The 15,206-nt window shown below is 74.1% G+C and carries 2 protein-coding genes; both read right to left on the reverse strand.

All coding sequences use genetic code 11. The annotated features are described in order from the left end of the window. Window positions 1–6,002 (reverse strand): amino acid adenylation domain-containing protein (locus VF632_RS05590; RefSeq protein WP_331021876.1); only part of this gene is annotated, 6,002 nt, incomplete at its 3' end. A gap of 45 nt (window positions 6,003–6,047) precedes the next feature. Beyond that, window positions 6,048–15,110 (reverse strand): amino acid adenylation domain-containing protein, encoded by a 9,063-nt coding sequence (locus VF632_RS05595; protein ID WP_331021873.1) that lies wholly within the window; start codon window positions 15,108–15,110, stop codon window positions 6,048–6,050. Between the last annotated feature and the right edge of the window lie 96 nt (window positions 15,111–15,206).

Genomic DNA, 15,206 nt, shown 5'->3' on the forward strand with positions numbered 1-15,206 from the left:
ATCTCCCCGTCCGCGCGGCGCCGCACGCGGTCCATCACCCGGTACATCCGCGCCCCCGGCGCGCCGAACGGGCACGGGACGAAGCGCTCGGCCGTCATCGCGGGGCGGTTCGCGTACCCGCGCGACAGGCCGTCGCCCGCGAGGTAGAGCTCGCCGACGACACCGACCGGCACGGGCTGGAGAAGCCGATCCAGCACGTACGCCTGCGTGTTCGCCACCGGCGTGCCGACGAGCACCTGCTCCGCGCCGCGCGGGACCAGGGAGTACGTCGAATAGGTGGTGTCTTCCGTCGGACCGTAGAGGTTGCCGACCTTCTCCACCGTATCCAGCGCGTACAGCCCCTGCGCCAGCGCGTTCGGCAGCGCCTCGCCGCCCAGGTTCAGCGTCTTCACGCTCGCCGGGATGCCCCCGCCGCTCTTCAGCATTTCCGCCGCCGCGCTCGGCACCATGCTGACGTGCACGACGTCCTCGTCGACCGTCGCCAGCTCCAGCGCGTTCTCCACCAGCACCAGCTTCCCGCCCCAGGCGAGCGTGCCGAACACCTCCGCGATGGAGACGTCGAAGTTGATGGAGGTGGAGAAGAGCACGGAGGAACGCTCCTCATCCGTCACGTTCTCTCGCAGCCAGTGCAGCAGGATGACGACGGAAGAATGGCGGATCATCACCCCCTTGGGCCGGCCGGTGGACCCGGAGGTGAAGATCACGTGCGACAGGTTTTCGGGAAGGACGCCGGTCTCGAAGGCGTCGGCGGACTCCGCCGCGATGGCGTCGCGCTCGACGTCGAGCAGAAGCGTGGCCGCGCCTTCCGGCAACCGGTCCGCCAGCGCCGACTCCGTGATGACGAGCGTCACCCCGGCATCCTCGAGCATGTAGCCCAGCCGCTCGCGCGGGTACGCGGGATCCAGCGGCACGTACGCGCCTCCGGCCCCCAGCACGCCCAGCATCGCGGCGACCAGTTCCGGTGTGCGCGGCAGGCAGATGCCCACGCGCACCTCAGGCCCTACCCGACGCCGACGCAGCGCGTGGGAGATCCGGTTCGCGCGCGCCTCCAACTCCGCGTACGTCCACCGCTCGCCGCGCCAGGAGAGCGCGATGGCGTGCGGCGTCCGCGCCGCCTGGGCGCGGAACAGGTCGGGGACGCGGAGACCGTCGGTGGGGTACGCACGTCCCGTCGCGTTCCACTCCTCCAGGACGAGGCGCCGCTCCACCGCAGGGACGATCTCCAGCCGGTCCACCCGCCGGGTCTCGTCCGCGACCATCCCTTCCAGCACGCGCCGCAGGTATCCGACGCAGCGCTCCACCGTTGCCCGCTCGAAGAGCGCGGAGGCATACGTCACATTCCCCGCGATCCTCGCGCCGTGCTCCCAGAGCGTCAGCGACAGGTCGACCTGCGCCGTCGCAAGCGCCGTCGCCTGCGGGGACGGCACCGGCGCGGCGGATCCCCGGGCCGGACGGGCCGGCGGTCCGGCCGGCCCCATCGGGGCCAGTGCGAGGCCGGGGAGCCCGGTGCCGCCGCCGGGGGCGTTCTGCCACGCGAAGATCGCCTGGAAGAGCGGCGCGTATGCAATGCTCCGCGCCGGGTGAACGAGCTCCACCACCTGCTCGAAGGGGATGTCCTGGTGATGCTGCGCACCGAGCGCCCGCTCCTTCACCCTCGCCAGCAGCTCCGCCACCGTCGGCGCGTCTGACAGCTCCACGCGTACGGGGAGCATATTCACGAAGAAGCCGATCAGCGCCTCGATCTCCTCCCGCCCGCGGTTCGCCGTCGGCGTGCCGACCACCACGTCGCCCTGTCCTGACAGGCGGGAAAGCACCACCGCCCAGCCCGCCAGCAGCGTCATGAAGAGCGTGGTCCCATGCCGGCGGGAAAGCTCCCGGAGCGCGGCCGAGAGCGCCTCGTCCAGCCCGATGTCGATCATCCTGCCGGCGAAGTCCTGCCGCGCCGGACGAGGGCGATCGGCCGGCAGCTCCAGCAGCTCGGGGGCACCGGCGAGCGTTTTCCGCCAGTACTCCGCCTGCTCCCCAAGGACCTCGCCCTCCACCCAGCGGCGCTGCCAGGCCGCGTAGTCGGCGTACTGCACCGCGAGCGGCGGAAGCGGATCGGGCCGCCCCGCGCGGAAGGCGCCGTAGAGGGCGCCCAGCTCGCGGGTGAACACGCCCACGCTCCAGCCGTCGGAGGCGATGTGGTGCAGGGTGATGAGCAGCACGTGGTCGTCGTCGCCGATCTGCACCAGCCGGCCGCGGATCAGAGGCCCGCGCCCCAGGTCGAAGGGCGCGCCCGCCTCCTCCGCCATCAGCCGATGCAGTTCCGCCGGCCCTTCGGCGCGGCCGCGGAGGTCGTGCTCCGCGAGAGGGAACGGGCTTTCCTCCGCCGGCACGATCCGCTGCACCGGTGCGCCGTCCACCTCGGCGAAGACGGTGCGCAGCGCCTCGTGCCGCGCCAGGATCCGGTCCAGCGCCCGCCGCAGCGCGGCGCGGTCCACCTCGCCCCGCAGCCGCTGCCGCACGGGGATGTGGAACGCCGTGCCCGCGGCGGCCAGCCGTTCGACGAACCAGAGCCGCTGCTGCGCGAACGAGAGCGGGAGATCGCCCCCTCGCTCCACCCGCTCGATGGCCGGCAGCTCGGCGCGCGACGCGGTTTCCAGCCCCCGCGCGAAGTCGGCCAGCACGGGCTGGGCGAAGAGGTCGCGCAGCGCCACCTGCACCGCCAGGCGCTGCCGCACTCGCGAGATCACCTGCACGGCAAGGAGCGAGTGCCCGCCCAGGTCGAAGAAGCTGTCCCGGCGCCCCACCCGCTCCACGCGCAGCACCTCGGCCCAGATGTCGGCCACCGCCTGCTCCGTCTGCCCCTCCGGCGCCTCGAAGCCGCGCGCGGCGAGCGCGTCGCCCTCCGGCGCCGGGAGCGCCCCGCGGTCCACCTTGCCGCCGGCGGTCACCGGGAACGCATCCAGCCGTACGAACGCCGCGGGCACCATGTACGACGGCAGCCGCCCGGCCAGGTGCGCCCGCAGCGATTCCACGTCCAGTCCCTCGTCGGCCAGGCAGTACGCCACCAGCCGCCGGTCGCCGGGCTCATCCTCGCGCGCCAGCACCACCGCGTCGCGCACGGCCACGTGCTCGGCGAGCCGCGCCTCGATCTCGCCCAGCTCGATGCGGAAGCCGCGGATCTTCACCTGGAAGTCGGTGCGCCCCAGGAACTCGATCGTCCCCTCCCGGAGCCACCGCCCCAGGTCGCCCGTACGGTACAGGCGTGCCCCGGGCTCACGGGAGAACGGGTCCGGCACGAACCGCCCGGCCGTCAGCCCCGGACGGTCCAGGTAGCCGCGCACCACCTGGGCGCCGCCGATGTACAGCTCTCCCGACACCCCCACCGGCACCGGCCCGCCCGCCGAGTCCAGGAGGTAGACGCGCGTGTTCGCCACCGGCCGGCCGATGGAGCGCCAGGTGGCGGGGTCGGCCGCCATCTCGCGCATCGTGGCGTTGACCGTCGTCTCGGTGGGGCCGTACGTGTTCAGGAGCGGCGGCCGGTGCCCGTCCCTCCCGAACCACGCCCGCAGCGCCGCGGGCTCCACCGCCTCGCCGCCGATGGCCAGCAGGCGCACGCTGGGCGGGATGGCGGCCGAGGGCTCGTCCAGCAGGAGCTGCCAGAAGCGCGTCGGCAGGTCGAGCACGCTCACCCCGTTCTCCGCGCACCGGCCCCAGAAGACGTGCGCGCCCTCCAGCCACGCCTCGGTGCGCAGCACCAGCGCCGCCCCCGTGAGGAGCGCGCCGAAGATCTCCTCCACCGCGGCGTCGAAAGCGACGGAGGCGAACTGCAGGAAGCGGTCGCCCGCCCGCAGGCCGAAGCCCGCCTGGACGGCGGCGACCTGACGCGCGACGGCGCGGTGGGTGGCCATCACCCCCTTGGGCCGACCGGTGGAGCCCGAGGTGTAGATCACGTACGCCAGGTGCTCCGGCTGGAGCGCCCCGCGCCCAAGGTTCGCGTCCGACCCCGCCGCCCCGGCCGCCCAGGCGGGCGAGCCGGCATCCAGCTCGAGCACCGGCACGCCCATGCCCGCGAAGCGCGCGGCGAGCGAGCCGTGCGCCAGCACCGCCACCGGCGTGCTGTCCTCCACCTGCCAGCGCAGCCGCTCCTCCGGGTACGCCGGGTCGAGCGGAACGTACGCCCCGCCCGCCTTGAGCACCGCCAGCAGGCCGGCGATCATCTCCGGGCCGCGCTCGGCGCAGATCGCCACACGCGCGTCCGGGCCTACGCCGAGCCCGCGGAGATGATGCGCCAGCCGGTTGGCGCGGGCGTTCAGCTCCGCGTACGTGAGCGCCCCGCCCTCGAAGACCACGGCGATCGCCCCGGGCGTCTCCTCCGCCCGCCGCTCGAAGAGCTCGTGCACGCACCCGCCGTCCAGGGACGCGGTGCCGCGGCTTTCGGCGGAGGGTCCGTGAACGGCCTGGTGGAGCGCTTCGGCTTCCCGGGAGGGGAGATCCGTCGCGTTCCACTCCTCCACGACCCGCGCGCGCTCCGCCGGCGACATCAGCTCCAGCCGCGCCACGCTCCGGCGCTCGTCGGCCACCATCTGCGCGAGCACCCGCCGCAGGTAGCCCGCGTGGCGCTCCACCGTCTCCAGATCGAAGAGCGCCGTCGCGTACTCCAGGTAGCCGGTGATCCGCCCGCCCTGCTCGGAAAGGGTGAGCGCCAGGTCGAACTGCACCGACGCCTCCCCGGAATCGATCTCCGCCGGGGCTGGCGCCGGCCCCGGCCCCGGCGGCGGCGGCGCCCCCGGGGATGCCACCGCCAGCCCCGAAAGCTCCACGTTGCGCTCGGGCATGTTCAGCCAGTTGAACATCACCTGGAAAAGCGGCGTGTGCGCCAGGCTGCGCACCGGCTGCAGCAGCTCTACCACCTGCTCGAAGGGGATGTCCTGGTGCTGCTGCGCTTCCAGCGCCCGGTCCTTGGCCCGCCGCAGCAGCTCCGCCACGGTGAGCGAGCCGGGGACGCCCACCCGGATCGCCAGCGTGTTCACGAAGAAGCCGATCAGCCCCTCGATTTCGCGCCGGCCCCGGCCCGCCACCGGGCTGCCGATCACCACGTCCTCCTGCCCCGAAAGGCGGCTGAGCACCACCGCCCACGCCGCCAGGAACATCATGTACAGCGTGCCCCCCTGGCGCCGGGTCAGCGCCTTCAGCCCCGCCGTCAGCTCCGCGTCCAGCGCGATGTCGAGCACGCGCCCGGTGAAGTCCTGCCGCGGCGGACGCGGCCGGTCGGTGGGCAGCTCCAGCAGCGCGGGCGCGCCGGCCAGCGCCTTCTTCCAGTACTCCGCCTGCCCCTTCAGCACCTCGCCGTCCACCCAGCGCCGCTGCCACACGGCGTAGTCCGCGTACTGGATCGGCAGCGCGGGAAGCGGGTCCGGCTCGCCGTTGCGGAATGCGTCGTAGAGCGCGCTCAGCTCACGGGTGAACACCCCCATGCTCCACCCGTCGGAAACGATGTGGTGCATGGTGATGTGCAGCACATGGTCATCGTCCGCCAGCCGGACCAGGTGCCCGCGGATCAGTGGCCCGCGGGCCAGGTCGAAGGGCGTGGCCGCATCCTCGTCCAGCAGCCGGCGAAGCTCCGCCCCGGCCTCCGCGTGGCCGCGGAGGTCGTGCTCGGCGAGTTGGAAGGGGCTCTCCTCCACCGGCGCGATCCGCTGCACCTGGTCGGCGCCCACCTCCGCGAAGGTGGTGCGCAGCGCCTCGTGGCGGGCGACCATCCGGTCCAGCGCGCGGACCAGCGCGTCCCGGTTCAGCTCGCCCCTCAACCGCAGGTGGGTCGGAATGTGGTAGAGGGCGCCGGGAATCCCGAGCTGGTCCAGGAACCAGAGCCGCCACTGCGCAAACGACAGCGGCAGCGCTCCGCTCCGGTCCACCGGCTGGATCTGCGACAGCGTCGGCGCGTCCTGTTTGGACGCGGTGGCTTCGAGCAGCTCGAGAAGAGCCAGGCGCTCGGCGGTCGAAAGGTTCTGCATGCTCACGAACGGCTGTCCGGAAACTGGTGTACGCCAAGGGTGCGTTTACGCGGTCGTTGCGCCGGGCTCGCGAAGGAGCCGCGCGAACCGCGCCTGGGCCTCGGGGTCGAACTGGGCCAGCCGCAGGTCCACGATCCGGTCGGCGAGCGCGGAAAGCACGGGCGTCTCGAACACGGAGGCCAGTGCAAGCTCCACCTGCATCGCCTGCCGCACCCGCGAGATCATCTGCACCGCCAGGAGCGAGTGTCCGCCCAGCCCGAAGAAGTCGTCCCCGCGCCCCACCCGCTCCACGCCCATCAGCTCGGCCCAGATCTCCGCGAGCGACTGTTCCACCTTCCCCACCGGGGCCTCGTACTCCCGCGCCGCATGGGCGTCGCCCTCCGGGGCGGGGAGCGCCCCGCGGTCCACCTTGCCGTTCGGCGTGAGCGGAAAGGCGTCCAGCCGAACGAACGCCGACGGCACCATGTACGCCGGCAGCGTCTCGCCCAGGTGTGCCCGGAGCGCCTCCGCCCCGGCCGTTTCCTCGCCCACCACGTACGCCACCAGCCGCCGGTTCCCCGGCGTGTCCTCGCGCGCCACGACGACGGCCTCGCGCACGCCCGCGTGCTCGGCCAGCCGCGCCTCGACCTCGCCCGGCTCGATGCGGTAGCCGCGCACCTTCACCTGGTGGTCGCGCCGCCCAAGGAACTCCAGCTCGCCCGTGGCTAGCCAGCGGGCGCGGTCGCCGGTGCGGTACATCCGCGCGCCGGGCGTGGCGGAGAACGGGTCGGGGACGAACGCCTGCGCGGTCGCCGCCGGCCGGCCCAGGTAGCCGCGCGCCAGCACCCCGCCGATGCACAGCTCGCCGGGCGCCGCCAGCGGGGCCGGGTGCATCCACCCGTCCACCACGTACGCCGCGCGCCCGGGGAGGGGCCGCCCCACGGGGACGTGCACCGCCCCCTCCGCTAGCGTGGGCGGGACGTCGTACGCCGTGCAGGTGACCACCGCCTCGGTGGGTCCGTAGCCGTTCAGCAGCCGCACGCCGGCCGCGGGTCCCGCCGCCCAGCCGCGTGCCGCCGCCGGGCTCATCGCCTCGCCCCCGGCGATCACCAGCCGCACGGTGCGGGCGAGCAGCTCCAGCGCGTCCGCGTCCGCCGCCAGCTGGTGCCAGTACGCCGTGGGGGGGTTGATGACCGTGAGCCCCTGCTCCGCCGCCTGCCGCGCCAGCTCCAGCGGGGTGGGCACCTCGTTCCCCCGCATCACCACGCAGACGCCGGCCGAGAGCGGCGCCAGCGTCTGCTCCAGCGACACGTCGAACCCGGCCGCGGCGAACTGCATCACCCGGTCGGCCGGGGTGAGCCCGTACGCCGCCGCCGCCGCGCGGCAGTGCGCGGCCGCCTCGGCGTGCGCCACGCCCACGCCCTTGGGCGTGCCGGTGGAGCCGGAAGTGTAGATGACGTACGCCAGCGCGGCGGCCGGCACATCGAGTTCAAGGTCGTCCCCGTTCTCCCCCTCCGCCTCCGCCGGGGCGACGACCGTCCCGGCGAAGCCCTCCGGCACCCGATCGCGCGTCACCAGCACGGCGGCGCCCGCGTCGGCCAGCAGCCCGGCGCGGCGGGCGGCCGGGAGCGCCGGGTCTAGCGGCAGGTACGCCCCGCCGGCCTTGAGCACCGCCAGCAGCGCCACCACCAGCTCGGCGGAGCGCTCCAGCATCACCCCCACGCGCGCCTCGGGGCCCACGCCGGCCGCGCGGAGACGCCGCGCCAGCCGGTTGGCGGCCGCGTTCAGCTCCGCGTAGGTGAGCCGCTCCCCCGCGGCGGCCACCGCCGCCGCGTCGGGCGTGCGCGCCACCCAGGCTTCGAAGAGCGCGTGCACGCACGGCGCGCCCGGCTCCACCGCCTCGGTGCGGCTCCACGCCTCCAGCACCCGCGCGCGCTCCTCCGCGGGAAGCAGCTCCAGCCGGTCGACGGGCTTTGAATCGTCCGCGGCCATCTCCTCCAGCACCCGCCGCAGGTAGCCCGCGTGGCGCTCGGCGGTCGCGTGGCCGAAGAGCGCGGTCGCGAAGTTCAGGTCCCCCACGATGCGGTCCCCGCTCTCGGCGAGGGTCAGCGTAAGGTCGAACTTCGCGGTCTCCTGCGCGGATGCCGGCACGGCCGCGGCCTGCAGCCCCGGCAGCTCCAACGTGCCTTCCGGCGCGTTCTGCCACGCGAACATCACCTGGAAGAGCGGGCTGTACGCCAGGCTGCGCGCGGGCCGCACCCGCTCCACCACCTGTTCCAGCGGGATGTCCTGGTTCCGCTGCGCCTCCAGCGCGCGCGTCTTCACGCGATGGAGCAGCTCCCCCACGCGCGGCCCATCCGACAGGTCGATCCGGACGGGAAGCGTGTTGACGAAGAAGCCGATCAGCTCCTCCACCTCGGCCCGGCCACGATTCGCGGATGGGGTGCCGATCACCACGTCGTCCTGGCCCGAGAGCCGGGCGAGCACCGTGGCCCATCCGGCCAGCAGTGTCATGAACAGCGTGGTGCCGTGCCGCTGCGACAGGGCCCTGAGCGCCGCGGTCAGCGCCTCGTCGAGCTCCACGTTCACCGACGCCCCGGCCGAGTCCTGCTTTGCCGGGCGCGGGCGGTCGGTGGGCAGCTCCAGCAGCTCCGGGGCGCCGGCCAGCGTGCGGGTCCAGTACTCCCCCTGCGCCCGCAGCACCGGCCCTTCTACCCAGCGGCGGTGCCATGCGGCGTAGTCGGCGTACTGCACCGGCAGCGGCGGGAGCGGATCGGGCTTGCCACGCGCGAAGGCGGCGTACAGCGCGCCCAGCTCGCGGAAGAGCACGCCGGCGGACCAGCCGTCGGCGACGATGTGGTGCATCGTCAGCAGCAGCACGTGGTCGTCGGCCGCCATGCGCACCAGCCGCCCGCGGACCAGCGGCCCCCGCGCCAGGTCGAACGGAGCGCTCGCCTCGTCCGACACCAGGCGGCGCAGCCCATCCTCCGCGTCCGCCGAGGCACGGAGGTCGTGCTCCACCAGCCGGAACGCGCTCTCCTCCGCCGGGGCGATGTGCTGGACCGGCTCGCCCTCCACGGTCGGGAAGGTGGTGCGCAGCGCCTCGTGGCGGGCGACGATGCGGTCCAGCGACCGCACCAGCGCGCCGCGGTCCAGCTCGCCCCGCAGCCGCAGCCCCGTGGGGATGTGGTAGGTGCTGCCCAGCTCCCCCAGCTGCTCCAGGAACCACAGCCGCTGCTGCGCGAACGAAAGCGGGATCTTTCCCGTGCGGTCCACCGGCTCGATCGCGGCCCCTTCCGCGTGCGCGGCGGTCGTCAGCGCGCGCGCGAAGTCCGCCAGCACGGGCCGCTCGAACAGGTCGCCCGGAGCCGCCTCCACGCCCAGCGCCTGGCGGGCCCGCGACGCCACGCGCACGGCAAGCAGCGAGTGGCCGCCCATCTCGAAGAAGTGGTCCCGGCGCCCGATCCGCTCCGCGCCCAGCAGCTCCGCCCAGATCGCCGCTACCACCTGCTCGGCCTCGCCCACCGGCTCCTCGTACGCGCGCACCACGAATGCGTCGCCCTCGGGCGCGGGAAGCGCCTTGCGATCGACCTTGCCGTTGGTGGTGACCGGGAACGCCTGCAGGTGCACGTACGCCGCGGGGACCATGTACTCGGGAAGCCGCTCCGAGAGATGCGCCCGCAGCGCCTGCGCGTCAGGCGCGTCACCGACCACGTAGGCCACCAGCCGCGTCTCGCCCGGCGCGTCCTCCCGCGCCACCACAACCGCGTCGCGCACGGCGCCGTGGCTTCGCAGCCCCGCCTCGATCTCGCCCAGCTCGATGCGGAAGCCGCGGACCTTCACCTGCACGTCAAGGCGCCCCAGGTACTCGAGAGAGGCAGTGCGTGAGTGCGTGAGTGCGTCAGTGCGTGAGTCGATGGCCGGACTCACTTCCGCACTTCCGCACTCACGCACTTCCGCACTTTCCTCCCGCCACCGCACCCGGTCGCCCGTGCGGTACAGCCGCGCGCCCGCCTCGCCGCCGAACGGGTCGGGGACGAAGCGCTCCGCCGTCGTCCCGGGGCGGTTCAGGTAGCCGCGCGCCACCCCGGCGCCGCCCACGTACAGCTCGCCCGCCACGCCGGCGGGAACGGGGAGCAGCGCCGGATCCAGCACGTACGCCGCCACGTTCGGCAGCGGGCCGCCGATCGCCGCAGCGGGGCCCGCAGCCCCGATCTCGCGGGCCGTCACGTCCACGGTGCACTCCGTCGGCCCGTAGACGTTGTAGAAGCGGGTGGGGACGCGCGACATCCGCTCGCGCAGCTCGCCGTCCACCGCCTCACCGCCCACCAGCACGAAGCGAGGAAAGCCGCCGTCGGCGCCCAGCCCCGCCGCCAGGGCCGGCCGCAGCAGCGAGGGCGTCATGTCCACCGCGTCCACCCGCTCGCGGCGCAGCCACGCCGCTAGCGCCGCCGGGTCGCGGCGAACCGCGTCGGGAACCAGGCACAGCGCGTGTCCCGCCAGCAGCTGCACGACCTGCTTGACCGACCCGTCGAAGACGAGCGGCGCGTTCACCCCCACGCGCAGCGGGGCGGGATGTTCCGCGTAGATCCGGGCCTGGAGCGCGGAGAACAGGTTCACCACCGAGCCGTGCCGGACCATCACGCCCTTGGGCCGGCCGGTGGATCCCGACGTGTAGATGACGTACGCCAGGTGCTCCGGCGTAAGCCCGGCACGCGCGGGGTTCTCCGCGGACAATTCCGCCCAGGCGCCAGCGTCCGCGTCGAGCGCGACGGCGGGCACGCCCAGCGAGCCGACGCGCTCCCGCAGCGACGCCTGCGTCAGCAGCACCACGGGCGCGCTGTCGGCCAGCATGTCGCGCAGCCGCGCCACCGGGTACGCGGGGTCCAGCGGGACGTACGCGCCGCCGGCCTTGAGCGCGGCCAGCAGCCCCACGATTGCATCGACGCCGCGCTCCAGGCACAGCCCCACGCGCGCGTCGGGCTCCACGCCCAGCGCGCGGAGGTGATGCGCGAGGCGGTTGGCCCGCGCGTTCAGCCCCGCGAACGAGAGCGACTCGTCCCCGAACACCACCGCGTCGGCGTCCGGGGTGCGCGCCGCCTGCGCCTCGAACAGGTCGGGGAGGCACGCGCCGCGGGGATCGTCGCTCGCCGTCCGGTTCCACCCGTGGACCACGCGGTCGTGCTCGGCCGCCGCCAGCAGCGCCACCCGGTCCATCCGGCCGCCTTCGTCCGCCGCCATCGCCTCGAGCACGCGGCGGAAGTAGCCCGCGTAGCGCTCCACCGTCTGGCGCTCGAACAGCGACCGGGCGTACGTAAGCCCGCCGGCGATGCGCCCGTCGTGCTCCCCTAGCGAGAGCAGCAGGTCGAACTTGGTCGTATCCGTCCCGGCCACGTCCGCGTCGGCAATGGCCAGCCCCGGCAGCGCCAGGCCGCCGTCCGCCTCGTCGCGCCAGGCGAACATCACCTGAAAGAGGGGGCTATGCGCCAGGCTGCGCACGGGGCGCAGGCGCTCCACCACCTGCTCGAACGGGATGTCCTGGTTCCGCTGCGCCTCCAGCGCGCGCCCCTTTACGCGATCGAGCAGCTCCCCCACGCGCGGTCCATCCGACAGGTCGATCCGGACGGGAAGCGTGTTGACGAAAAAGCCGATCAGCTCCTCCACCTCCGCGCGGCCGCGGTTGGCGCTCGGGGTGCCGATCACCACGTCGTCCTGCCCCGAGAGCCGGGCGAGCACGGCGGCCCATCCGGCCAGCAGCGTCATGAACAGCGTGGTGCCGTGCCGCTGCGACAGCGTCTTGAGCGCCGCGGCCAGCGCCTCGTCGAGCTCCACGTTCACCGACGCGCCGGCGAAGTCCTGCTTCGCCGGGCGCGGGTGGTCGGTGGGCAGCTCCAGCAGCTCCGGCGCGCCGGCCAGCGTCCGCGTCCAGTACTCTCCCTGCGCCTCCAGCACCGGCCCTTCCACCGCGCGGCGGTGCCACGCCGCGTAGTCGGCGTACTGCACCGGCAGCGGCGGGAGCGGATCGGGCTCGCCGCGCGCGAAGGCGGCGTACAGCGCGCCCAACTCGTGGTACAGCACGCCCATCGACCATTCGTCGGAGACGATGTGGTGCATCGTCAGCAGCAGCACGTGGTCGTCCGCCGCCATGCGCACCAGGCGACCGCGCACCAGCGGCCCGTGCGCCAGGTCGAAGGGCGCGCTCGCCTCGTCGCGCACCAGGCGGCGCAGCTCGCCTTCCACATCCTCCGAGGCGCGGAGATCGTGCTCCACCAGCCGGAACCCGCTCTCCTCCACCGGTGCGATGTGCTGCACCGGCTCGCCCTCCACGGCCGGGAAGGTGGTGCGCAGCACCTCGTGGCGGGCGACGATGCGGTCCAGCGACCGCGCCAGCGCGCCGTGGTCCAGGCCGCCCCGCAGGCGCAGGCCCATGGGGACGTGGTACGCCGCCCCCATCCCCCCCAGCTGTTCCAGGAACCACAGCCGCTGCTGCGCAAACGAGAGCGGGATCTTTCCGGTGCGATCCACCCGCTCGACCGCGCCCGCTTCCGCGCGCGCGGCCGTCTGCAGCCCCCGCGCGAAGTCGGCCAGCACCGGGCGCTCGAACAGGTCGCCCGGCAGGGCCTCCACGCCCAGCGCCTGCCGCACGCGCGAAACGACGCGCGCCGCGAGCAGCGAGTGCCCGCCCAACGCGAAGAAGTGGTCGCGCCGGCCCACGCGCTCCGCGCCCAGCAGCTCCGCCCAGATCGCCGCGACCGCCCGCTCCGCCTCGCCCACCGGCTCCTCGTAGGCGCGCACCACGAATGCGTCGCCCTCCGGCGCGGGGAGCGCCCCGCGGTTCACCTTGCCGTTCGGGGTCAGCGGCAGCCTCTCCAGGCGCACGTACGCCGCCGGGACCATGTATTCGGGGAGGCGTTCCGAGAGATGCGCCCGCAGCACCTCCGCTCCCGGCGTCTCGTCGCCCGCCACGTACGCCACCAGCCGCTTCTCGCCCGGTGCGTCCTCGCGCACGAGCACCACCGCCTCCCGTACGCCGGCGTGCTCCACGAGCCGCGCCTCGATCTCGCCCGGCTCGATGCGGAAACCGCGCACCTTGATCTGCGCATCCATCCGCCCCAGGAACTCCAGGTTCCCATCCGGGCGCCACCGCACCCGGTCACCGGTGCGGTACAGCCGCGCCCCGCTTTCCCGGGCGAAGGGATCGGGGACGAAATTCTCCGCCGTCAGCCCCGGCCGGGCCAGGTAGCCACGGGCCACGCCCACGCCCCCCACGTACATCTCGCCGGGCACGCCGACCGGTACCGGCATCCCGATCGCGTCGAGCACGTACACCCGCACGTTCTCCAAGGGCCGGCCGATCGCCGGCGCACGCCCGTCCGCCTCACAGCGGGCGGAGGTCGCGCAGACCGTGACCTCCGTCGGCCCGTAGGCGTTCACGAAGGTACGGCCAACACTCCACCGCTCCCCCGTGGCGGCGTCCACCGCCTCCCCCGCGCTCACCACGGTGCGCAGCTCCGGCAGGTCGTCGGGCGCGAGGATGGCCAGCACCGAGGGCGTCAGGGTGGCCACGGTCACCCGCCCGCGCCGCAGCGTCTCCAGCAGCTCCGGACCGGGGAGAAGCGCCTCGCGCGGCGCCATCACCAGGGTGGCCCCGGCCAGCAGCGTGTCGAACACCTCCGCCACCGCCGCGTCGAAGGAGAACGAGGCGATCTGCAGGACGCGGCTCGTGCCGTCGATGCCGAAGCGGCGGGCCTGCGCGTACGCCAGGTTGGGAACACCGCGGTGCGGCACCATCACGCCCTTGGGCGTCCCGGTGGAGCCGGAGGTATAGATGACGTACGCCAGGTTGTCCGGACGCGCGCCGACGGCGGGCGCCTGGCCGCTCTCGGCCTCGATGCGCTCGCGGTCGGCGTCGAGGCAGACGACCTCGGCGGCGTGGGGCGTGAGCCCCTCCGGCAGCGGTAGGCGGGTGAGCAGGAGCGGGGCGCCCGCGTCGGCGAGCATGAAGGCCAGCCGCTCGGCCGGGTAGGCGGGGTCCAGCGGCACGCAGGCGCCGCCGGCCTTGAGCACGGCAAGGGTGGCGACCACCTGCTCCGGGCCGCGCTCCAGGCAGATGCCGACCCGGGTCTCCGGGTGGACCCCGCGGCGGCGCAGGTGGTTCGCCAGCCGGTTGGCGGCGTGGTCCAGCGCGGCGTAGCTCAGCGTCTCGTCGTTCCAAGCGACCGCCACCGCATCCGGCGTGCGCGCCGCCTGCGCCTCGAACAGCTCGTGGATGCACCGGTCCGCCGGGTACTCGGCCTCCGTCCGGTTCCACTCCTCCACCACCCGGCGCCGCTCATCCTCCGAGACCAGCTCGAGCCGATCCACCGCCAGCGCCTTGTCGGCCGCCATCTGCTCCAGCACCCGCCGCAGGTAGCCCAGCCAGCGCTCCACCGTTGCCTGCGCGAAGAGCGCCGTCGCGTACGTGAGACTCCCCACGATCCGCCCATCCCACGCGGAAAGGGTGAGCGACAGGTCGAACTTCGCGGCCTGCGACGACGAGCCCGCGCGTTCCACCCCGGGGGCAGGGAGTTCCGGCCGGCCCTCCGGCGCGTTTTCCCAGGCGAACATCACCTGGAAGAGGGGCGCGTGCGCCGGGCTGCGCGCGGACTGCACGAGCTCCACCACCTGCTCGAACGGGATGTCCTGGTGGTGCTGTGCCCCGAGCACCCGCTCCTTCACCCGGTCCAGCAGCTCCGCCACGGTGGGCGCGCCGGACAGGTCCGCGCGGATCGCCAGGGGGTTGGCGGCGGCGCCGGCCGGCCCATCGCTCTCCCCGTGGCCCGCCGCCGGCGTACCGACGACCACCTCCGCCTGCCCCGAAAGCCGGCCCAGCACCACCGCCCACCCGGCCAGGAGCGTCATGGAAAGCGTGGCCCCATGCCGCCGCGAGAGTGCTTCGAGCCCCGCGCGCAACTCCTCGTCCAGCTCCACCTCCACGATGGCGCCAGCGTAGTCCTGCCGCGCCGGACGCGCGTGGTCGGTGGGCAGCTCCAGCAGCCCGGGAGCATCGGAGAGCGTCGTCTTCCAGTACTCCGCCGCGGCCTGCATGGGGGCGATGGCCTGGAGCCCGGCGGTCGAACGATTCAGCATGGTTACGGACAACTGTATGGGTTGCGGGGTGCGAGCGCCGTGGCGCCGCACCTCCCCGAATGGCGGAGCGGACAGGACCGGCGGAGCCGGGCGGAC

Origin of the sequence: Longimicrobium sp. (assembly GCF_036388275.1) — a bacterium.
Classification (GTDB): domain Bacteria; phylum Gemmatimonadota; class Gemmatimonadetes; order Longimicrobiales; family Longimicrobiaceae; genus Longimicrobium.